The sequence below is a fragment of the Streptomyces sp. NPDC034085 genome, assembly GCF_055575555.1.
Genome location: NZ_JBVISL010000001.1, coordinates 818,048 through 839,179 on the forward strand (window position 1 = coordinate 818,048; position 21,132 = coordinate 839,179).

The 21,132-nt window shown below is 74.5% G+C and carries 18 protein-coding genes; 11 read left to right on the forward strand and 7 right to left on the reverse strand.

Annotated features, from left to right (window positions below):
• Window positions 1-275 precede the first annotated feature (275 nt).
• The 3 genes from ACZ501_RS03810 to ACZ501_RS03820 are packed head-to-tail and all read right to left on the reverse strand — an operon-like array spanning window position 276 to window position 3,134.
• A complete protein-coding gene (locus ACZ501_RS03810) occupies window positions 276-1,178 on the reverse strand; it encodes a LysR family transcriptional regulator (RefSeq protein ID WP_468792253.1) in 903 nt (300 codons plus the stop codon).
• 9 nt (window positions 1,179-1,187) lie between these two features.
• Window positions 1,188-2,114: a DMT family transporter gene (locus tag ACZ501_RS03815; protein WP_361602044.1), complete on the reverse strand. Its 927-nt coding sequence runs from the start codon at window positions 2,112-2,114 to the stop codon at window positions 1,188-1,190.
• Between the two features lie 54 nt (window positions 2,115-2,168).
• A complete protein-coding gene (locus ACZ501_RS03820; RefSeq protein ID WP_468792256.1) occupies window positions 2,169-3,134 on the reverse strand; it encodes an EamA family transporter in 966 nt (321 codons plus the stop codon).
• A gap of 167 nt (window positions 3,135-3,301) precedes the next feature.
• On the opposite strand from ACZ501_RS03820, the gene ACZ501_RS03825 reads away from it, so the two are divergent.
• Window positions 3,302-3,835: a MarR family winged helix-turn-helix transcriptional regulator gene (locus ACZ501_RS03825; protein ID WP_361602029.1), complete on the forward strand. Its 534-nt coding sequence runs from the start codon at window positions 3,302-3,304 to the stop codon at window positions 3,833-3,835.
• Window positions 3,836-3,947: 112 nt separating this feature from the next.
• Here the strand turns inward: ACZ501_RS03825 and ACZ501_RS03830 are convergent, their stop codons facing one another.
• From ACZ501_RS03830 to ACZ501_RS03840, 3 genes are read right to left on the reverse strand one after another with little or no spacing between them, the layout of a single operon-like run.
• Window positions 3,948-4,181, reverse strand: coding sequence for a hypothetical protein (locus ACZ501_RS03830; RefSeq protein WP_361602032.1), 234 nt, complete (start codon window positions 4,179-4,181; stop codon window positions 3,948-3,950).
• Window positions 4,182-4,201: 20 nt separating this feature from the next.
• Window positions 4,202-6,202, reverse strand: a complete 2,001-nt coding sequence (locus tag ACZ501_RS03835; RefSeq protein ID WP_468792259.1) for a 4-alpha-glucanotransferase — start codon at window positions 6,200-6,202, stop codon at window positions 4,202-4,204.
• 32 nt (window positions 6,203-6,234) lie between these two features.
• On the reverse strand, window positions 6,235-6,447 hold the full coding sequence (locus ACZ501_RS03840) for a hypothetical protein (protein WP_361602038.1): 213 nt from the start codon (window positions 6,445-6,447) through the stop codon (window positions 6,235-6,237).
• Between the two features lie 198 nt (window positions 6,448-6,645).
• Here ACZ501_RS03840 and ACZ501_RS03845 point away from each other — a divergent pair, with 198 nt between their 5' ends.
• Window positions 6,646-9,636, forward strand: a complete 2,991-nt coding sequence (locus tag ACZ501_RS03845) for a beta-N-acetylglucosaminidase domain-containing protein (protein WP_468792262.1) — start codon at window positions 6,646-6,648, stop codon at window positions 9,634-9,636.
• Window positions 9,637-9,639: 3 nt separating this feature from the next.
• Here the strand turns inward: ACZ501_RS03845 and ACZ501_RS03850 are convergent, their stop codons facing one another.
• Complete coding sequence (locus ACZ501_RS03850; protein ID WP_361606963.1) at window positions 9,640-10,173, reverse strand: HNH endonuclease; 534 nt, start codon at window positions 10,171-10,173, stop codon at window positions 9,640-9,642.
• A 271-nt stretch (window positions 10,174-10,444) separates the two neighbouring features.
• On the opposite strand from ACZ501_RS03850, the gene ACZ501_RS03855 reads away from it, so the two are divergent.
• The 9 genes from ACZ501_RS03855 (at window position 10,445) to ACZ501_RS03895 (ending at window position 21,113) form a co-directional block, all read left to right on the forward strand.
• Entirely contained in the window at window positions 10,445-11,521 is a 1,077-nt protein-coding gene (locus ACZ501_RS03855) for a mechanosensitive ion channel family protein (protein WP_361606966.1), read from the forward strand.
• A gap of 128 nt (window positions 11,522-11,649) precedes the next feature.
• Window positions 11,650-12,861 carry an ROK family transcriptional regulator gene (locus ACZ501_RS03860; protein WP_361606969.1) on the forward strand — a complete coding sequence of 404 codons (1,212 nt, stop codon included), beginning with the start codon at window positions 11,650-11,652 and terminating at the stop codon, window positions 12,859-12,861.
• 49 nt (window positions 12,862-12,910) lie between these two features.
• On the forward strand, window positions 12,911-14,245 hold the full coding sequence (locus ACZ501_RS03865; protein WP_361606972.1) for an extracellular solute-binding protein: 1,335 nt from the start codon (window positions 12,911-12,913) through the stop codon (window positions 14,243-14,245).
• Between the two features lie 5 nt (window positions 14,246-14,250).
• Window positions 14,251-15,192, forward strand: coding sequence for a carbohydrate ABC transporter permease (locus ACZ501_RS03870; RefSeq protein WP_361606975.1), 942 nt, complete (start codon window positions 14,251-14,253; stop codon window positions 15,190-15,192).
• On the forward strand, window positions 15,189-16,028 hold the full coding sequence (locus ACZ501_RS03875; protein WP_468792265.1) for a carbohydrate ABC transporter permease: 840 nt from the start codon (window positions 15,189-15,191) through the stop codon (window positions 16,026-16,028). The genes ACZ501_RS03870 and ACZ501_RS03875 overlap by 4 nt, the downstream gene beginning before the upstream one ends.
• A gap of 5 nt (window positions 16,029-16,033) precedes the next feature.
• Complete coding sequence (locus ACZ501_RS03880) at window positions 16,034-17,299, forward strand: 6-phospho-beta-glucosidase (RefSeq protein WP_468792268.1); 1,266 nt, start codon at window positions 16,034-16,036, stop codon at window positions 17,297-17,299.
• Complete coding sequence (locus tag ACZ501_RS03885; RefSeq protein ID WP_468792271.1) at window positions 17,290-18,279, forward strand: N-acetylglucosamine kinase; 990 nt, start codon at window positions 17,290-17,292, stop codon at window positions 18,277-18,279. The genes ACZ501_RS03880 and ACZ501_RS03885 overlap by 10 nt, the downstream gene beginning before the upstream one ends.
• 342 nt (window positions 18,280-18,621) lie before the next feature.
• Window positions 18,622-20,007 carry a hypothetical protein gene (locus ACZ501_RS03890; protein ID WP_468792274.1) on the forward strand — a complete coding sequence of 462 codons (1,386 nt, stop codon included), beginning with the start codon at window positions 18,622-18,624 and terminating at the stop codon, window positions 20,005-20,007.
• Window positions 20,008-20,180: 173 nt separating this feature from the next.
• Entirely contained in the window at window positions 20,181-21,113 is a 933-nt protein-coding gene (locus tag ACZ501_RS03895; protein WP_361606996.1) for a glutamate ABC transporter substrate-binding protein, read from the forward strand.
• The last annotated feature ends 19 nt before the right edge of the window (window positions 21,114-21,132 follow it).

The window sequence follows — 21,132 nt, forward strand, 5'->3', positions numbered from 1 at the left end:
TGCCGCACCCCCCTGCCCCGGTGGGGCGGGGGGGTGTGTGCCCCTGGGCCGGATCAGGGCTGGTTCGGGGGTTTCCCGTCAGTCCCATCGTCGTTCCGTGTCGTGCCGGCCCGGAAAGCCCCTTCGACCTCGCCCACCGCATCGACGCGATCGTTGCCGCCCACCAGTCCCTCCCCCTGGACTGACCCGGAGGGCTGCTCCCCGCCTCGCTCTGGTCGCTGTGTGGTGCGGGTTGGGCCCCAGCTCTGGGACCGCCCCGCCGGAACCCCGCCCCCTCACGCCAGCGCAGCCGCCGCCTCGCGGAGGGCGGTGAGGGCTCGGGCCGTTGCCGGGGCGGCTTCCGTGCCGCGGCGGAGGGCTGCGATGACGTGGCGGGTCGGGTGGTCGTGGGTGAGGACGCGGACCGCCACTCCCGAGGCGCGGGCGGAGACCATGCGGGGGACCAGGGCGACGCCCATGCCCGCCTCCACCATCGCCAGGATCGCCGTCCAGCCGGACGCCGAGTGGGCCTGCTCCGGTACGAAGCCCGCCGTTTCGCACGCGGAGCGGGTGATCTCCGACCAGGGGCCGCTCCCGCCGTAGATCCACCGCTCCGCGGAGAGGTCGGCCAGCCGGACCTCCGGCGCGCCGGCCAGCGGGTGGGCGGGGGGCAGGGCCACGTCCAGGGGGTCTTCCAGCAGGGTGACCCGGGTGAAGCGGGGGTTCTGCGCGCCCGGGGCGTGCGCGGCCAGGGAGAGGGCGAGGTCCACGGCCCCGGCGGACAGCAGCTCGTACGATTCGGCCGCCTCCGTCTCGCGGATGCGCACCTCGATGCCCGGGTGGCTGAGCCGCAGGGCGGCGACCGCCGGGACGACGAGGACCGGGACCGCCGTGGAGAAGGCGCCGATCCGCACCTCCCCTGCCTCGCCGGACAGGTACCCGGCGAGTTCGGCGTCGGCCTGCTCCAGCTGCGCGAAGACGGCCTCCGTGTGGCGCAGGACCAGGTGGGCGGCGTCGGTGAGGCGGACCCGGCGGCCCTGGGGCTCCAGGAGCGGAACCCCCAGCTGCCGGGCGAGGTTGGTCAGCTGCTGCGAAACGGCCGAGGGCGTCATGTGCAGCGCCTCGGCCGCCGCGGTCACGGTGCCCTGGTCGGCCAGGGTCCGCAGGATCCGCAGCTTCTTGATGTCCCAGTCGGTCACGGGGCGAACCTACCGGCGGGCCGTGCTGCCCAGGGCGACTCCGCCCAGGATCAGGGCCATGCACAGGAGCTCCGCCGGGCCGGTGCGCTCGCCGAGCAGCAGCAGGCCGAGCCCGGCGACGCACACCGGCTGGAGGTAGTAGACGACTCCCGCGCGGGCCGCGCCGATGAGGGAGACCGCCCTGTTCCAGGCGAAGAAGGCGACCGCCGAGGAGAAGACGCCGACGTACAGCAGGGGCCCGACCGTCCCGGCGGTGGTCTCGAAGCCGCCCTGCACGGTGAGGGAGACGGCGTACGCGGGGGCCAGCATCAGGGCGCCGAGGACGAAGGTGGCCAGGAGGAAGGCCAGGCCGCCGATCTCGGCGGGCTTGCGCTTCAGGAGGGCGCTGTAGGTGGCGAAGGAGAGGGCGGCCCCGAACATCCACAGGTCGCCGGCGCCGAAGTCGAAACCGAGCGATCCGTCGCCGACGAGCAGCAGGACGCCGAAGGCGGCGAGCAGCATCCCGAAGGACCGCCGGACGCCGAGCCGTTCGCCGCCGAGGCGGGCGTACAGGGCCATGATGACCGGTGAGGCCGCCATGATCATGCCCATGTTGGAGGCGGAGGTGGTCAGTCCGGCCTGGTGGACCAGGGTGTTGTAGAGGGTGACCCCGAAGAGGGTGGCGAGCGAGACGTAGCCGAGGTGGCGCCGCAGCAGTGCCCGCTGCTGCCAGGCCTGCCGGGCGGCGAAGGGGGCGACCGCGACGGCGGCGATGATCCAGCGCCAGAAGACCGCCTGGACGGGAGGGACCGTGTCCGCCATGCCGCGGGTGGCGACGAAGCTGCCGGACCAGACGACCGTCGCGACCAGCGCGAGGAGTACGCCGAGCCCGGCGGCTCCCTTCTTCGCCCCGCTTCCGGTGACGGAAGCGGTGGGTGCGGTGCGGACACGGTCCATGACGGTCACGGGTGGTCTCTCCCTGGGGGTGGTGAGTGGGTCGTGGACCTACTCTCACACCTTCGCTTTGCCCAGGTCCATCGAAACATTTCGATCGGTTTCTTCAGGAGAGCTGAACGGTGCCTCCTGCGCGGGCGGCACCTCGGCCTTCGCGGCGCGCGCCGGCCGTCCCGGCAGCTGCCCGAAGACCGTGGCGCCGAAGGCGAGGGCCATGCCCACCAGCTGGACGGGCGACAGCGCCTGGCCGAGCGCGGCCCAGCCGATGACGGCGGCGGTGAGCGGGGACAGCGGGCCGAGCAGGGTGACGGAGGTGGCGGTGAGCTGGCCGATGCCTCGGAACCAGAGGAAGTACGCCGCACCGGTGTTGATCAGCATCATGTAGCCGTAGCCGAGGAAGGCCTTGCCGTCGAGCGCGGGCGGTGCCCCCTCGACCAGGGCGGCGATCGGGATGATCACCAGGCCGCCCGCGGTGAGCTGCCAGCCGGTCACGGCCAGCGGGCCGACGCCCTCGGGGCGACCCCAGCGCTTGGTCATCACGGTGCCCGCGCCCATGGAGGCGGAGGAGACCACCCCGGCGATGACGCCCACGAGGTCGAGCTTCGCCTCGGCGGTCAGCACCACCATGCTCACGCCGAACGCGGCGACCACGGCCGCGAGTATGGTCCGGAGCCTGGCCCGCTCCCCCAGCAGCAGGGCGGCGAGCCCCACGACGAACAGCGGTCCGGCGGAGCCCAGCACGGCGGCGACCCCGCCGGGCAGGCGGTAGGCGGAGAGGAAGAGCAGCGGGAAGAAGGCGCCGATGTTGAGGGTGCCGAGGACCGCGGACTTCCACCACCAGGCGCCCTTGGGCAGGACGCGGGAGAGGGCGACCAGCAGCAGGCCGGCGGGCAGGGCGCGCATGGCCCCGGTGAACAGGGGCCGGTCCGGCGGGAGCAGCTCGCTGGCGACGAAGTACGTCGAGCCCCAGGAGACGGGGGCGAGCGCGGTCAGGATGGTGGTGGTGACACGGTTCACGGTCACTCCTCGGGCAGATGAGGAAGGGTCGGCAGGTGCGGGTGGGAGGCGACCCACCCGGGGGCCCGTCCCGGACCTCCCCGGGTAGGTCGCTCGTAAGTAGCTTACTACTAAGCTACTTTTAAGCAAGCTACTTTCTTGCGTACGAGTGAGCGGAACCGGATACTTCGGTCATGAACGAGGTCAAGCACAAGGTGCAGAACGAGGTGGAGAGGGAAGCCGACAAGGACGCCGTCGACGCGATCACCGCGCAGTGGGCCGCCGTCCGACCCGATCTGGACACCACCCCGATGGCCGTCTTCGGCCGGATCTACCGGATCTCCAAGGCCGTCGGCGACGCCGTGGAACGGGCGTACAACCGCCACGGGATCACGCGCGGGGAGTTCGACGTCCTCGCCACGCTCCGCCGCTCCGGGGCCCCGTACACCCTCTCGCCCCGCGAGCTGTCGGCCACGCTGATGCTCACCACGGGCGGGATGACCGGGCGCCTGGACAAGCTGGAGAAGGCCGGGCTGCTCACCCGCAGCCCCGACCCGCACGACCGGCGCGGGCTCCAGGTGACCCTCACCGAGCGGGGCCTCGCCCTCGCCGACGAGGCGGTCTCCGCGGGCCTGGCCGTGCACCACGCCGCCCTGGCGCACTTCGACCCCGAGGAGGTCGAACAGCTCACCGGGCTGCTGCGCCGGCTCCTGGCGGACATGCCCTAGCGTGAGCGCCGTCTGCGGGCACGACGGGGCGCCGGAGGTCGCGACGGAACCGGCTCACACCGGTTCCGCGGACCTCCGGCGCCCGGAAGTCGTCAGGGCCTGCCCGGCCGGGTCAGGCCTGGGTCTTGCGCGACTTGTCGCCGACCATCACGAGACCCGCGATGACCAGGAACAGCAGGATCGGCGCGGCCACGAACAGGCCGAGCGTCTCGCCGATGCCCAGGCCCTTGCCCGGGTCGTCGCCGTCGTCGCGGGTCGCCGCGAGGGCGGGAGACGTCATCAGCAGCATCATCAGCGTCGATCCGGCCGTGACGGCGCCGGCGCGCAGAGCGTTCTTCTTGTCCACGGTGCAAACGTAGCGAACACCTAAACGGGCCGCGCGCCCGGGGGTGCCGTACGGGTCTGCGCGCCCTCCCGCACCGCGCTCAGCAGGGCGTTCGCCCGGGGCGAGGCGGTCAGCGCCTCCAGGGTCAGCGGCCGGCCGTCGGCGTCGGCGACCGGCAGCCGCCAGTTGGGGTACTGGTCCCAGGTGCCCGGCAGGTTCTGCGGCCGCCGGTCCCCCACCGCGTCGGGCAGCCACACGCCGACCAGCCGGGCGGGCGTGCGCAGCAGGAAGGCGTACAGGGCCCGTACGGCGGCCTCCTCGCCCTTGGTCTCCAGCCCCAGGCCGTCCAGCGTCCGCAGCCACTGCGCGGTGTCGGCGGCGTCCTCGGCCCGCTCCACGTCCAGAGGGCGGGTCAGCAGGCCCAGCCGGTCGCGCAGTTCGACGTGGGAGCCGGCCAGCTTGGCGGCGGAGGGCGGCAGGTCGTGGGTGGTGGCGGTGGCCAGGCACTCCGACCGCCAGGCCGCCGCGGGCAGCGGCTCGCCGTCGCCCGCCCAGTCCCGCTCGAACCACAGCACGGAGGTGCCCAGGATCCCGCGCCGGGCCAGCGCCCGGCGCACCCCCGGCTCCACCGTCCCGAGGTCCTCGCCGACCACCAGGGCCCCGGCCCGGTGGGCCTCCAGGACCAGTACGGCCAGCATCGCCTCGCCGTCGTAGGAGACGTACGTCCCCTGCGCGGGCGGGGTCCCCAGCGGGATCCACCAGAGCCGGAACAGCCCCATGACGTGGTCCACCCGCACCGCTCCCGCGTACCGGAACACCCCGCGCAGCAGGGCCCGGAAGGGCGCGTACGCGTGGGCCTCCAGGGCGTCGGGCCGCCAGGGCGGCAGCCCCCAGTCCTGGCCGCGGGCGTTGAAGGCGTCCGGCGGGGCGCCGACGGACATCTCCCGGTGGTGCCAGGGGCCGAGGCGGGCGTCGGAGCCGTCCGGGTGCACGCCGACGGCCAGGTCGTGCACGATGCCCACCGTCATCCCGGCCTCCCGCGCGGCCCGCTGGGCGGCGGTGAGCTGGGTGTCCGTCAGCCAGACCAGCCAGGAGTGGAAGTCGGCGCGCTCCTGCGGGTCCTCCCCGGCGGTGGCCGCGCACCAGGCGGCGTGCGCGGCGAGCCCCTCCCCCTGGGCGGCCCGGAAGGCCCGGTAGGCGGCCTCCCGGGCGGGGGTGCGCGGGACGGCGTACAGCAGTTCCAGGGCGGCGCGCTTGAGGTCCCACACGGCGTCCCGGTCGATCAGCGCCCCCTTCTCCAGCACCTCGCGGCGCAGCTCCCCGCCCCGGTCGGCCAGTTCGGCGAGGGCGTCGCGCTCGGGGCAGGCCTCCCATTCGGGCAGGTCCTCGACGCGCAGGTACACCGGGTCGGGGAAGCGGCGCGAGGCCGGCCGGTAGGGGGACGGGTCGGTCGGGGCGCCGGGAAGGGCCGCGTGCAGCGGGTTGACCTGGACGAAGCCGGCGCCGTGGGTGCGGGCCGCCCAGCGGGCCAGCTCCGCGAGGTCGCCGAGGTCGCCCATGCCCCAGGAGCGCTCCGAGAGCAGCGAGTACAGCTGGACGAGCAGCCCGTGGGCGCGTTCGGGCGCCGCCGGGGCGCGGTCCGGGGCCACGATCAGGGTGGCGGTGGCGGTACGCCCGTCGGGTGTCCGCGCGGCCAGGCGGTGCACCCCCAGGGGCAGGCCGGGGTGCCATGCGGCCTCGCCGGCCCCGTCCTCCAGGGTGACCCGCAGCCGGGTCCCGGCCGGCAGCCCGGCCAGGGGCTGCGGAGCGGGTTCCCCCCGCCAGTGCACCAGCGTCGGCGGGAGGAGCCGCCCGGCCCGCTCCCGCTCGGCGCCGTCGGCCGCCCGCCGCAGGTCCTCGGGGGTGTCGACGGGGACGCCGAGCAGGCCCAGCACGGCCCGGACCGTGGCCCGCGGCACGGGGACGGTGACGTCCTCGGCGGGCTGGTAGGAGGTGGCGACGCCGTAGAGGGCCGCGAGCCGGGCGAGGTCGTCCATCGTCATCCTTGGCGGGAGGGACCGGTCGTGCGACCGGGCTAGGTGAGCGGCTCGCTGGTGAGGGGGGCCTCGGCCACGAGCGGGGATTCACTGGTCAGGGGCGCGTACGCGGAGCCGGCCAGCGGGGGTTCGCTGGTCAGCGGCGGGTGCGCGGTGCCGGCCGGCGACGCGTCCCCGGGGCCGGACGGGACGGGCAGGTGGGCGAGCGGGGCGGGTTTCCTGCGGGTGGCGGACGCGGTGCGGGCGTTCATGGGGTCCTCCCTCGTGCGGTTCGTCGGACCGCCCATGCAACACCCGGGGCGAACACCGCAGCCATACCCAGTCAGGGGCATCGCATTCCTGGCGGATCCAGGTCAGATCACCCACCCGCATTGACACCCCCGCCGCACGGGTGGTGGGCTCTGGCTCGTTCGTACGGTCGGGGCACGACTCGGGACGGGGGAGGCTCCGTGCAGCTCAGGGGCAGGAAGCGGACCACGGCCGCGGCCGTCGCCGTCATCGGGACCCTGCTCGGCGGGGCCGTCGCGTCGGCTCCGCCGCGGATCACCGCCGCGCCCGGGACCTCCGGCTCCCCGCGCCCGGACAGCGGTTCCGCCCCCGTGTACGCGTCGGGACTCGGCCCCGTCCTCGACCCGGGCTCCGACGTTCCCCGAGCCGCTTCCGAGGGTCCGGCCGTGTGGCCGCGGCCGCAGTCGGCGACCGCCGACCCCGGGCGGGAGGTGCCGGTCGCGGCGGAGGCCGTCCTGGTGGTGCCCGTGGACGCGGACCCGTACGCCGTCGAGGTCGTGCGCACCGCCCTGCGCGCCGCCGGCGTACGGACCCTGCACGAGCGGCCCCCGGGAGCGGCCCTGCCCGAACGGGCCCTGGTCGTAAGGCTCCAGGGGCCGGACGCCGAGGAGGCCCTGCGGGCGCTGGGCGCGGCCCCGGCCGGGGACCTGCCGGGCGGCGGCTACCGGCTGGCGGTGGGCCGCACCGGCGGGCGGGACACGGTCGCGCTGGCCGGTGTCGGCGAGGACGGGCTCTTCCACGCCGCTCAGACGCTGCGTCAGCTGCTGGCGGCCGGGCACGGGAAGGTGCCCGGGATGCTGGTGCGGGACTGGCCCATCGCCCCCGTGCGCGGGATCACCGAGGGGTTCTACGGGCAGCCCTGGTCCCGGGAGCAGCGCCTGGCCCAGCTGGACTTCCTCGGCCGCACCAAGCAGAACCGGCTGCTGCTGGCGCCCGGTGACGACCCGTACCGCACCACGGCCTGGCGCGAGGAGTACCCGGCGGAGCGGCAGGAGGAGTTCCGGGCGCTGGCCGAGCGGGCCCGCGCCAACCGGGTGGTGCTCGGCTGGGCGGTGTCGCCGGGGCAGTCCATGTGCCTGGCCTCGGCGGAGGACCGGGCGGCGCTGCTGCGCAAGGCCGACGCCATGTGGGAGCTGGGCTTCCGCGCGTTCCAGGTGCAGTTCCAGGACGTCAGCTACACCGAGTGGGGCTGCCGGGCCGACCGGGTGCGGTACGGGACGGGCCCCGCGGCGGCCGCGAAGGCGCACGCCGAGGTCGCGGGCGAGCTGGCGGCCCACCTGGCCGCGCGGCATCCGGGGGCGGCCCCGCTGTCGCTGCTGCCGACGGAGTACTTCCAGGAGGGCGCCACCGCCTACCGCACGGCCCTGGCGGGGGCGCTGGACCCGCGCGTGGAGGTGGCCTGGACGGGCGTGGGCGTGGTGCCGCGCACCATCACCGGCAGGGAGCTGGCGGGGGCGCGGGCCGCGCTCGCGCATCCGCTGGTCACCATGGACAACTACCCGGTCAACGACTGGGACCCGGGCCGCATCTTCCTGGGCCCGTACGCGGGGCGCGAGCCGGCGGTGGCGGGCGGTTCGGCCGGGGTGCTGGCCAACGCGATGGCGCAGGGCACCATGTCGCGGATCCCGCTGTTCACGGCCGCCGACTACGCCTGGAACCCGCGCGGCTACCGGGCCGGCGAGTCCTGGGCGGCGGCGGTCCGCGACCTGTCGGGCCCCGATCCGCGGACCCGGGCGGCGCTGGCGGCGCTGGCCGGGAACACCGCCTCCTCGGGCCTGAAGGTGGAGGAGTCGGCCTATCTGAAGCCGCTGGTGGAGGAGTTCTGGCGGGCCCGCGCCGGCGGGGACCCGAAGGCCGGTGACCGGCTGCGGGCCGCCTTCACGGTGCTGCGGGAGGCCCCGGCCCGGCTGCCGTCCCTCACCTCGGAGGCGGGGCCGTGGCTGGAGCGGCTCTCGCGGTACGGGGCCGCCGGCGAGCTGGCCGTCGACCTGCTGCGGGCCGAGGCCCGGGGTGACGGGGCGGGCGCCTGGCAGGCCTCGCGGCAGCTCGCGGCGGCGCGGCGGGCGCTGGCGGAGCCGGGCGGGGTGAAGGTGGACGCCTCCGTGCTGGACCCCTTCCTGGCGAGGGCGGCCGCGGAGTCGGACGCCTGGACGGGCGCGGCCCGCAAGGACGGGACGGTGCTGCGCGAGCCGGGCGCCCATACCGTCCGGCTGGACTCCGCGCGGCCGCTCGCCGCGGTCACGGTGATGACGGATCCGCTGGCGCCGGGCGCCCGGGGCGCGGTGGTGGAGGCGCACGTGCCGGGCGAGGGCTGGCGCCGCCTCGGCGAGGCGGCGGTGTCGGGCTGGACGCAGGCCGACGCGGCGGGCGTGCGGGCGGACGCGGTCCGGCTGTCGTGGACGGGCCCGGAGCCGGTGGTGCACCAGGTGGTCCCGTGGTTCGCGGACGGTCCGCGGGCCCGCTTCGAGCTGGCCGAGGGGGGCCGCGCCGACGCGGAGATCGGCGGCGCCCCGCGCACGGTGTCGGCCCTGCTGTCCGCGCTGCGCCCCGGAGAGGTCCGCGGCCCGCTCACGGCGACCGCGCCGGCCGGGGTGCAGGTCCGGATCCCGCAGGACGTCGCCGTCCCCCGGGGTGCGACGGTCACGGTCCCGGTGGAGGTCACCGTCGCGGCGGGCACCCCGGCCGGGGTGTACGCGGTGCCGCTGGCCTTCGACGGGGAGGTGCGCACCCTCACCGTCCGGGCGGTCCCCCGCACGGGCGGCCCGGACCTGCTGCGCACGGCCCGCGCCTCCTCCTCGGGGGACGAGGCCCCGCAGTTCCCGGCGTCGGCGGCGGTGGACGGCTCCGCCGCGACCCGGTGGTCCTCCCCGGCGGTGGACGGCGCCTGGTGGCAGGCCGAGCTGGCCTCCCCGGCCCGGGTCGGCCTGCTGACCCTGCACTGGCAGGAGGCCTACCCCTCCCGGTTCAGGGTGGAGACGTCCCGCGACGGGGCCACGTGGCGCCCGGGTGCGGTGGTGTCCTCCCGGGGCGGGGTGGACACGGTCCGGCTGGACGCGCCCGACACCCGCTTCGTCCGCGTCACGTGCGAACGCCGCGCGACGCGCTTCGGCTGCAGCCTCTGGTCCGCGACGGCCCTCGCGGTCACCCCGTGAGGGTCAGGCGGTGACTCCGATGCGGTCCAGCGCGTCGTCCGCCCCGTAGGGCTGGAGGTACGGCATCCACCGCGGGTCCCGGTGCCCCGTGCCGATGATCCGCCACGCCAGCCCCGTCGGCGGAGCCGGCTGGTGGCGCAGCCGCCAGCCCAGTTCCAGCAGGTGCCGGTCCGCCTTCACGTGGTTGCACCGCCGGCACGCGGCGACCACGTTGTCCCAGGCGTGCTGCCCGCCCCGGCTGCGCGGGATGACGTGGTCCACGCTCGTCGCGACGGCCCCGCAGTACATGCAGCGGCCGCCGTCGCGGGCGAACAGCGCGCGGCGGGTGAGAGGAACGGGCCCCCGGTAGGGGACCCGCACGAAGCGCTTGAGCCGGACCACGCTGGGCGCGGGGACGGCTCGGGTCGCGCTGTGCAGGAAGGCGCCCGATTCCTCGAGGGAGATGGCCTTGTTCTCCAGCACGAGGACGAGCGCGCGGCGGAGCGGTACGACGCCGAGGGGCTCGTACGACGCGTTGAGGACCAGGACGTGCGGCACGGACTGCCTCCTTGTACGCCGGCGGCGCGTGGCTCGCGCCGGGACGATCTGCTTTCCAGTCTCCCCTTACGGCTGGTCGAAGCGCCACCACGCGCCGGTAACGGGCCCGGGGTGTTTTCGACCACACTCCCTTTCATCCCCAGGTGAGTCGTGTCTCTCCCTCGAACATCGCAACGAGGTCGGCGCCGTGCCCCGTTAGTGTGGATGGCCTGCCCGCACACTCCGCACCACCGTTCCGCGGGCGGACCGCTATGCCCTGGAGGTTCCCGCCGTGCCCTCGCCCGCCACCCTGCTACCGCAGGCAGCGAACACCACCGACGAAGCAGCCGAGAGCGTGACGAACGCCGCGAGCTTCGTCGAGGAGAACTGGGCCACCTGGCTGAGCATCGGCCTGCGGATCCTCCTGATCATCGTGATCGCGGTCGCGCTGCGCACGGTGGTCCGCAAGGCGCTGACCAAGCTGATAAGCCGGATGAACTCCAGCGCGGAGGCCGTCGAGGGCACCGCGCTCGGCGGGCTGCTGGTCAATGCCGAGCGGCGCCGCCAACGCTCGGAGGCGATCGGCTCGGTGCTGCGTTCCGTGTCCTCGTTCCTGATCCTCGGCACGGCCGCGCTGATGGTCCTGGCCGCCCTGAAGATCGATCTGGGGCCGCTGCTGGCGAGTGCCGGTGTGGCCGGTGTGGCGATCGGTTTCGGTGCGCGCAACCTGGTGACGGACTTCCTGTCCGGCGTGTTCATGATCATGGAGGACCAGTACGGCGTCGGCGACAAGATCGACGCGGGGGTGGCCTCCGGCGAGGTGATCGAGGTCGGCCTGCGGGTGACCAAGCTGCGCGGCGACAACGGCGAGATCTGGTACGTCCGCAACGGCGAGATCAAGCGGATCGGCAACCTCAGCCAGGGCTGGGCGACCGCCGGGGTGGCGGTGCAGGTCAAGCCGTCGGAGAACCTGGCGCACATCCGCGAGGTGGTCCAGGAGGTCGCGGACGACCTGGCCAAGGAGACCCCGTGGAACGAGCGCCTCTGGGGCCCGGTGGAGGTGCTGGGCCTGGACGAGGTGCTGCTGGCCTCCATGAGCGTGAAGGTGTCGGCGAAGACCATGCCGGGCCAGCAGCTCTCGGTGGAGCGCGAGCTGCGCTGGCGCATCAAGGAGGCCTTCGACGCGGCCGGCATCCGGATCATCGGCGGCGCTCCGGCCCCCGACGAGGAGGAGGCCGCCCCGGGCGACCCGGCGGCCGCGGTCGCCGCGCCCTCGGCGCTGGCCAACCCGGCGTCCCCGCAGTCCCTGGCCACCGCGCCGATCCCGGCGTCTCCGCCGCTGCCCGGCGGGGTCCGGCTGCCCAAGTAGCGCACCCCGCCCTCTCCCGCCACCCGCTGCCCCGCCGGTTCCGTCCGGCGGGGCAGCGGCATTGACACCGCTCAAGCGCTGATAGGAAACTTACCTAACAGTGCGTCTCGGTGAGGGAGAGTCCCGTCATGCCCGCCGCCACCCCCGGAACCCCCAGCCTGCTGCGCGCCATGAACGACCGCGCCGCCCTGGAGCTGCTGCTGACGCACGGCCCCTTGTCCCGGACCCGCATCGGGCACCTCACCGGCCTCTCCAAGCCCACCGCCTCGCAGCTGCTGGCCCGGCTGGAAGCCGCCGGGCTCGTCGTCGCCACCGGCACCCACGGCGGCCGTCCCGGCCCGAACGCCCAGCTGTACGCGCTCAACGCCCGCGCCGCCCACGTCGCCGGCCTCGACGTGACCCCCGAGCGGGTGCTGGCCGCCGTCGCCGACCTGACCGGCACCGTGACCGGAGCCTTCGAGCTCCCCTGCACCGAGGAGGCCGGCGCCGTCGGCCAGGTGACCCGGGCCCTCGACGGGGCCCTCCAGGACGCCGGCCTGGGCCGCCGCGACCTGCACCGCCTGGTCATCGCCACCCCCGGCGCCTTCGACCCCCGCTCCGGCCGGCTGCGCTACGCCGGCCACCTGCCCGGCTGGCACTCCCCCACCCTGCTCGACGAGCTGGCAGCCGCCCTGCCGATGCCGGTCGAGTACGAGAACGACGTGAACCTCGCCGCGGTCGCCGAGCAGCGCCTCGGCGCGGCCCGCGGCCACGAGGACTTCGTCCTGCTGTGGAACGAGGAGGGCCTCGGCGCCGCCCTCGTGCTCGGCGGCCGGCTGCACCGCGGCTGGACCGGCGGCGCGGGCGAGGTGGGCTTCCTGCCCGTGCCCGGCCACCCCCTGGTCCGCCAGGTCACCCGGGCCAACAGCGGCGGCTACCAGGAGCTGGCCGGCGTCCAGGCACTGCCCTCGCTCGCCGCCACCGCCGGCGTCCGGGCCGCCGCCGCGCCGGACGCCCGGCCGGCGGCGCAGGTGGCCGCCGGGGCCGAACTGCTCCGGCGGGCCGCCGCCGAGCCCGAGGGGGCCCGCCTGCGCTTCCTCCGGTCGTACGCCACCGCGCTGGCCACCGGCCTGGCCTCGCTGGTCTCCGTACTGGACCCGGAGATCGTGGTCCTGTCCGGCATCCTGATCACCGCGGGCGGCGAACCGCTGCGCGCCCTGCTGGAGGAGGAACTCGCCGAACTGGCGCCTTCCCGGCCCCGACTCGTCACCGGCGAGGTGCCCGAGCGGCCGGTCCTGCGCGGCGCCCTGGAATGCGCCCTGGCCACCACCCGCGAGGACGTCTTCGACACCTCCCGCTAGACGCCCCGACCCCTCATCCCCGGTTCTCCCCCAGAGAGCGAGCTCCGCCATGCCCAAAGCCGCACGCCTGACCACCACCGCGGCCGCCCTGGCCGCCATATCCGTCCTCACCGCCGGCTGCGCCGGTCAGGGCGGCGCCCCCGCCGCCGACGACCCGAAGGCCGACGTCACCCTCTCCTTCTGGCACGGCTGGTCCGCTCCCGCCGAGGTCAAGGCGATCGAGGAGAACATCGCCCGCTTCGAGAAGGCGCACCCGAACATCAAGGTCAAGGCCACCGGCAACATGACCGACGCCAAGATCAACCAGGCGTTGCGCGCCGGCGGCGACAAGGCCCCGGACGTGGTCTCCTCCTTCGCCACCGACAGCGTCGGCGCGTTCTGCAACTCCAAGGCCTTCGCAGACCTGAACCCCTTCCTCCAGAAGTCCGGGATCGACAAGGCGAAGGTCTTCCCCCAGACCCTGCTGGACTACACCCAGTTCAACGGCAACCAGTGCACCCTGCCGCTCCTCCACGACGCCTACGGCCTCGTCTACAACAAGACCGCCTTCGCGGCCGCCGGGATCACCGAACCGCCCCGGACCTGGAGCGAGTTCGCCGAGGTGGCGGAGAAGCTGACGAAGCCGAAGGGGGACTCGTACGAGCAGCTCGGCGTGATGCCCACCTTCCACGGCTACGAGACCACCCCGACGCGGCTGGCCGCGCAGTGGAGCCCGACCTACTTCACCGCCGACGGCGCGTCGAACCTCGCCGGCGACCCCGCCTTCGCGAAGATGCTGACCGCCCAGAAGGACCTGGTCGCCAGGCTCGGCGGATACGGGAAACTGGAACGCTTCCGCTCCACGTTCGGCGACGAGCTGAGCGCCGAACACCCCTTCCACAAGGGGCTCGTCGCCATGCAGATCGACGGCGAGTGGCGGCCGGCCATGGCCAAGGCGGCCGGCGTCCCCTTCGAGATCGGCACCGCCCCGCTGCCCGTACCGGACGACCAGCGGGCCGACTACGGCAAGGGCTACCTCTCCGGCACCATCATGGGCATCTCCTCCGCGAGCCGGAAGCAGAACGCCGCCTGGGAACTGGTGCGGTACATGACCACCGACACCGAGGCCGTGGTCGCCTTCGCCAACGCCATCCACAACGTGCCCTCGACCCTGCCCGCGCTCGCCTCCCCCCAGCTCCAGGTGACCCCGGAGTCGAAGACGTTCCTCGACATCGCCCGGCACCCGAAGTCGAACACCACCCCGGCCCAGGCCGACGGCGGCGCCTACCAGCTGACCTTCCAGGACTTCGCGTACGCCGTCGAGAAGGGCGACGTCCCCGACCTCGCGGCCGGGCTCGCCAAGACGGACAGGCAGATCGACACGGACATCGCGAAGGCCGGATGACCCCGATGACCACCCCCACCCTGCGGGCGAAGCGCCGCCGGTCCGCCCTGCGGACCGCGGCCTTCATGTCCCCCTGGCTGACCGGTTTCGCGGTCTTCTTCGCCTACCCCCTGCTGTCCACCCTGTACTTCTCCTTCACGAAGTACGACGGCTTCCGGCAGCCCGCCTTCAACGGCCTGGACAACTGGAGCTACGTCTTCACCGACTATCCGCTGTTCTGGCCGGCGATGCGCAACACCCTGTGGCTGGTCGTGGTGATGGTGGGCTGCCGGGTCGTCTTCGGCCTCGGCGTCGGCCTGCTCATCACGAAGATCAAGACGGGGGCCGGGATCTTCCGGACCCTGTTCTACCTCCCCTACCTGGCCCCGCCGGTCGCCGCGACCCTGGCCTTCGTCTTCCTGCTCAACCCCGGTACCGGCCCCGTCAACAGCCTGCTCGACGCGGTGGGGCTGCCCGCCCCCGGCTGGTTCACCGACGCCGACTGGTCCAAGCCCGCGCTGACCGCCCTCGCGCTGTGGGGGGTCGGCGACCTGATGGTCGTCTTCATGGCCGCGCTGCTCGACGTACCGAAGGAGCAGTACGAGGCCGCCGAGCTGGACGGGGCGGGTGCCTGGGCGCGGTTCCGGCACATCACCCTGCCGAACATCTCGCCGATCGTCATGTTCGCGGTGGTCACCGGGGTCATCCAGGCCATGCAGTACTACACCCAGCCGCTGGTGGCCGGGAAGGTGGCGGCCGGGGTGATCGGCGGCTCGGGCCAGCAGTTCGATCCCGGCTACCCGGACAAGTCCACGCTGACCCTGCCCCAGCTCGTCTACAACCTCGGATTCCAGCGCTTCGACTACGGCACCGCGTGTGTCGTGGCGCTGGTGCTGTTCGTCCTCTCCATGGCCTTCACCGCGCTCCTGATGCGCCGCCGTGGCGGGCTGATCGGAGCGGGTGCATGAGTACGCGCAGCCGCCGGGCCGTGCTGCACTGGGTCGGGGTGCACTCCCTGGGTGTGGCCGCCGCCCTGTTCTTCGTCCTCCCCTTCGTCTTCCTCTTCCTGACCTCGCTGATGACCGACCAGCAGGCGCTCACCCGCGATCTGGTGCCGGACACCTGGGTCTGGGACAACTACGCCCGGGTGTGGAACACCCCGGGATTCCTGACCTGGTGGCGCAACACCCTGCTGTACGCCGGGCTGGGGACCCTGCTGACCGTGGTCTCCTCGGTCCCGGTGGCCTATGCGCTCGCCACGTTCCGCTTCCGCGGGCAGCGGGTCTGCCTGCTGCTGGTGATCGCGACGATGATGCTGCCGCCACAGGTGGTGGTCATCCCGATGTACCTCTTCTGGGCCAAGCAGCTGGGCCTCTCCGGCACCCTGTGGCCGCTGATCGTCCCGCTGGCGTTCGGCGACGCCTTCTCCGTCTTCCTGCTCCGGCAGTTCCTGCTGACCATCCCCGACGAGTACCTCGACGCGGCCCGCGTCGACGGGTGCGGCGAGGTGCGCACCCTGCTGCGCGTCGTCCTGCCCATGGCGAAGCCGGGGATCGCGGCCGTCGCGCTGTTCCAGTTCTTCTCCGCGTGGAACGACTACTTCGGCCCGCAGATCTACGCCTCCGACAACCCGGCCGCCTGGACCCTCAGCTACGGGCTGGAATCCTTCAAGGGGGCGCACCACACCAACTGGAACCTGACCATGGCGGCGACGGTGCTCGTCATGGCCCCGGTGATCGTCCTCTTCTTCTTCGCCCAGAAGGCGTTCGTCGAGGGAGTCACCCTGACCGGAGTGAAAGGCTGACCCCGATGAGACTCGCAGTGGTGGGCGGCGGTTCCACCTACACCCCCGAACTGGCCGACGGCTTCGCGCGGCTGCGCGACACCCTGCCCGTCGCCGAACTCGTCCTGATCGACCCGGCCGCCGACCGGCTGGAGCTGGTCGGCGGACTGGCCCGGCGGATCTTCGCCCGCCAGGGCCACCCCGGGCGCGTCACCACCACCTCCGACCTGGAGGCCGGGGTGGCCGGAGCCGACGCGGTACTGCTCCAGCTGCGCGTCGGCGGGCAGGCGGCCCGCCTCCGGGACGAGACCTGGCCCCTGGAGTGCGGCTGCGTCGGCCAGGAGACCACCGGCGCGGGCGGCCTCGCCAAGGCCCTGCGCACCGTCCCGGTCGTCCTGGACATCGCCGAACGGGTCCGCCGGGCCGCCCCGGACGCCTGGATCATCGACTTCACCAACCCGGTGGGGATCGTCACCCGGGCCCTGCTCCGGGCCGGGCACAAGGCGGTCGGGCTGTGCAACGTCGCCATCGGCCTCCAGCGGAAGTTCGCGGCGCTGCTGGACGTGGCGCCCGCCGAGCTCCACCTCGAACACGTCGGCCTCAACCACCTGACCTGGGAACTGGGAGTGCGCCTGGGCGGCCCGGACGGCCCCGACGTCCTGCCGCGGCTGCTCGCCGGACACGGGGACGCCGTCGCCGCCGACCTGCGCCTGCCGCGCGCCCTGCTCGACCGGCTCGGCGTGGTGCCCTCGTACTACCTGCGCTACTTCTACGCCCACGACGAGGTGGTGCGCGAGCTGGGCGCGAAGCCGTCGCGGGCCGCCGAAGTCGCCGCGATGGAGCGGGAACTCCTCGCCCTGTACGGGGATCCCGCGCTCGACGAGAAACCCGCGCTGCTGGCGGAGCGGGGCGGGGCCTTCTACTCCGAGGCGGCCGTGGACCTGGCGGCCGCCCTGCTGGGCGGCCGCGGGCCGTCCGTCCAGGTGGTCAACACCCGCAACGGCGGCACCCTGCCCTTCCTGGCGGACGACGCCGTGATCGAGGTGCAGGCGCGCGTCGACGGCGACGGCCCCGTGCCGCTGCCCGCGCCCCGCCTCGACCCGCTGTACGCCGGGCTGGTCGCGCACGTCAGCGCGTACGAGGACCTCGCACTGGACGCGGCCCTGCGCGGGGGGCGCGAGCGGGTCTTCCGGGCCCTGCTGGCGCACCCGCTCGTCGGGCAGTACGACCTGGCCGAGGGGCTGACGGACCGGCTGCTCGCGCACAACAAGGAGCACCTGCCATGGGCGTAGCCGGGCCCGCGGCCCCCGCCGTCCTCGCGATCGACGCGGGCAACAGCAAGACCGACGCCGCCCTCGTCGCCGCCGACGGAACGGTCCTCGGCACCGGGCGGGCGGGGGGCTTCCAGCCGCCCCTGACCGGGGTGGAGGCAGCCGTGGACGTGCTCGCGGAGGCCGTCGCCAAGGCCGCGGCGGCCGCCGGGCTGCCCGGGGTGCCCCGCGCGGCGCGGGTCTCCGCCTGCCTGGCAAACGCCGACCTCCCGGTGGAGGAGCGCCGGCTGGCCGACGCGGTCGCGGCGCGCGGCTGGGGCGCGGCCACCGAGGTGCGCAACGACACCTTCGCGATCCTGCGGGCGGGCGTGGACCGGCCGCGGGGGGTCGCGGTGGTGTGCGGGGCGGGCATCAACTGCGTGGGGATGCTGCCCGACGGGCGCACCGCCCGCTTCCCCGCCCTCGGGCAGATCTCCGGGGACTGGGGCGGCGGGAGCGGCCTGGCGCAGGAGGCGCTGTGGTGGGCGGCGCGGGCCGAGGACGGGCGGGGCGGCCCGACGGCCCTGGCGGCGGCCCTGCCGGCGCACTTCGGGCTGGCGTCGATGGCCGCGCTGATCGAGGCGCTGCACCTGGGCGGGCTGGACCGGGGGCGGCTGCACGAGCTGGTGCCGGTGCTGTTCGCCGTGGCGGCGGCGGGCGACGCGGTGGCCTCGGCGGTCGTGGAGCGGCAGGCCGGGGAGGTGGTGGCGCTGGCCTCGGTGGCTCTGGACCGGCTGGGGCTGCTGGGTCAGGAGGTGCCGGTGCTGCTGGGCGGCGGCGTCCTCGCGGCCCGGCACCCGCAGCTGAACGGCCGCATCGAGGAACTGCTGTCCCACCGCGCGCCCCGGGCCCGCGTCTCGGTGGTCACGGCGGCCCCGGTCCTGGGCGCCGCCCTCCTGGGCCTGGACGCCCTGCACGCGCCGCCCGCCGCCCTGACGAGGCTCCGCGCCCACTTCGAGTGAGGCGCCCTCCCCGGGAGAAGACGGAGCCGGGCACGGCCGGCGCACCCGGTCCCCCGCTTCGTCACGACGCCGGGCCATCCCCCGTACGGGGAGGTCAGCCGCGTCCGGGGACCACATCCCATCGAGTGAAACCGGCCTGCCAAGCCGTACGGCGGGAACCGCCGGGGCCCTTGCGGCGTATTGACGGTCGGGAGTGACGGGGGAAACCGCGGGGGCGGGACAGGGGCCGTCGGCCGGGGCGGTTCGGAAGGGGGATCGTCCAAGATCGGACACCGGGTGCTGTGGCCGGGCGCTGCTACGGCCATACTGCTGCGGAGCAGAGGGACCGAGGGGGAGGTCACGGTGGCCATCACGACACGCGCGTCCGCGCCCGGGGGCGGTACCTCCGGGCCGCCGCCCGCGCCGCCCGGGCGCGGTACCGCCTGGGCCGAGGGCGTGGAGCGGCTGCGCGCCGCGGCGACGACCGAACCGGGCCGGCTGCGGATCATCGGCGCGGTGCTGGCCGCGCTGGTCGTGCTGTTCGGCGCGGTGGCCGTGTGGGAGGTCGCCGGCCGGGTCGCGGCCGCGCAGGACGTGGTAGGCCGCAGCCAGCCGCTGAGCGCGGACGCGGCGAGCATCTACCGGTCCCTCGCCGATGCCGACACGGCCTCCTCCAGCGGTTTCCTCGCGGGTGCCCAGGAGCCGCGGGAGGTCCGCCGGCGATACGAAAAGGACATCGCGAACGCCTCCCGGCTGCTGGTGAGCGCGGCGGCCAACACCGGGGCCGGCGGGGAGTCCCGCAAGGAGATCGCCCTGCTCGGCGAGCAGTTGCCGCGCTACACCGGCCTGATCGAGCAGGCCCGGGCGACGAACCGGCAGGGCCTGCCGCTCGGCGGCGCCTACCTGCGCTACGCCAACGAGCAGATGAGCACCGTGCTGTTGCCGGCCGCGCAGCGGCTGTACGAGGCGGAGACGGGCCGGCTGTACACGGACTACGACGACGCCCGGTCCTGGCCGGTGGCGGCGACGGCTGCGGGCGTGCTCGCCCTCGGTGCGCTCGGCTGGGCGCAGCGGCGCAGCTACCGGCGTACCAACCGGGTGTTCAACCACGGTCTGCTGGCGGCGACCGCCGCGGCGGCGGTGGTGCTGCTGTGGCTGACGGTGGGCCAGTCGGTGGCCCGGGCCGGCCTGGGTGAGGCCAGGGCGGACGGGCAGGAGTCCCTGAAGGTGCTCAACGACGCGCGCATCGCCTCGCTCCAGGCGCGGGCGAACGAGAACCTGACGCTGATCGCGCGGGGCGCCGTACTGGCCGAGGACAAGAAGTCCGACAAGTACGACGTGGACTACGAGAAGAACATGGAACAGCTCGACGCGGGCCTGGCGCGGGCGCTGCGGCTGGCCGACGACGGCAGCGGACGGGAGCCCGTCTCGAAGGCCGTGGCGGGAGTGGCGCAGTGGAAGCAGCGGCACGCGGCGGCCCGTGACGCCGACATGAAGGGCGACTACGAGCTCGCCCTGCCCCAGGTCATCGGGGACGAGACGCACAAGGACAGCAGCGGGGCCTCGTTCGACACGGTGGACGCCTCCCTGGAGCGGGCCGTGGCCCATGAGCAGAAGCAGTTCACCCTGGCCGCCCGGGACGGACTCGGCGCCCTGGGCGGGCTGGTGACGGGCTCGGCGGTGCTGGCGGTCGCCGGCGCGGCGGCGGCCCTCCTCGGCATCGGCCGCAGGCTTTCGGAGTACAGGTGAGATCGATGCGGATACGAGGGACACGGCCGGAGTGGCCCGGGCCGTACGGGACGGGGACGCCGCAGGAGGCGGAGGGCGCCGGGGCGCCGGCCGCCGCCGGGCCGCGCCCGTCCGGTGCGGCCCGGGTGCGGCGCGCGGCGGGCCGGCTGCGCGGCTGGGGCGGGGTGAGCGCGATGGCCGCGGCCTGCGCGGTGACGGCGGCGGCCGTGCTGCTGCCGCTCGCGGGCTCCTCGCCCGGCGGCGGGTCCGGGGTGGTGCACGAGCCGGCTTCGGTGGCGGCGGTGCCGCTCGCGCCGGCCGACACCTGCCAGGACCCGGAGGCGAGCCTGCGCCCCTCGGGGCTGGACGGTCCGGCGATCGAGCGGATCCGCAAGGCGGGCAAGCTCGTGGCTGGCGTGGACCAGAACAGCTTCAAGTGGGGCTACCGCAACCCGGACGGCCACCTGGACGGTTTCGACATCGACCTGGTCAAGGCCATAGCCAAGGACATCCTCGGCAACGAGGAGCTGGTCATCTACCGGGCCGTCCCGACCAGTCAGCGGATCCCGGCGCTCCAGGAGGGCCGCGTCGACATCGTCGTGCGGACCATGACGATCAACTGCAAGCGCCTGGAGGACGTGGCCTTCTCCACGGCGTACTTCGAGGCCGGGCAGCAGGTGCTGGTGCCCAAGGGGTCGCCGATCAAGGGGTACGACGCCTCGTTGAAGGGGCGCCGGATCTGCACGGCCGCCGGTTCCACGGCGGAGGCGGCCCTGAGGTCCCAGTCGTACGGCGCGGTCGGGGTGTCCGTGCCGAACCAGCTGGACTGCCTGGTGCGGCTTCAGCTGGGCGAGGTGGACGGGATCATCACCGACAACGCGCTGGCCGCCGGGCAGGCGGCGCAGGACCCTTCGGTGCAGTTGGTCGGGGCGCCGTTCACCCGCGAGTTCTACGGGGTGGCGATGAACAAGGACGCCTCGGACCTGGTGCGCCGGGTGAACAAGGTGCTGGAGAACTACCGGGCGGGCGGTGACCAGAGCCCGTGGGCGACCTCGTACAAGAAGCACTTCGAGGGCGTGCTGCCGGGGGCCGGTGTGCCGCCGGCGCCCAAGTACCGGGACGGCTGAGGCCGGTGGCGGATTCGGA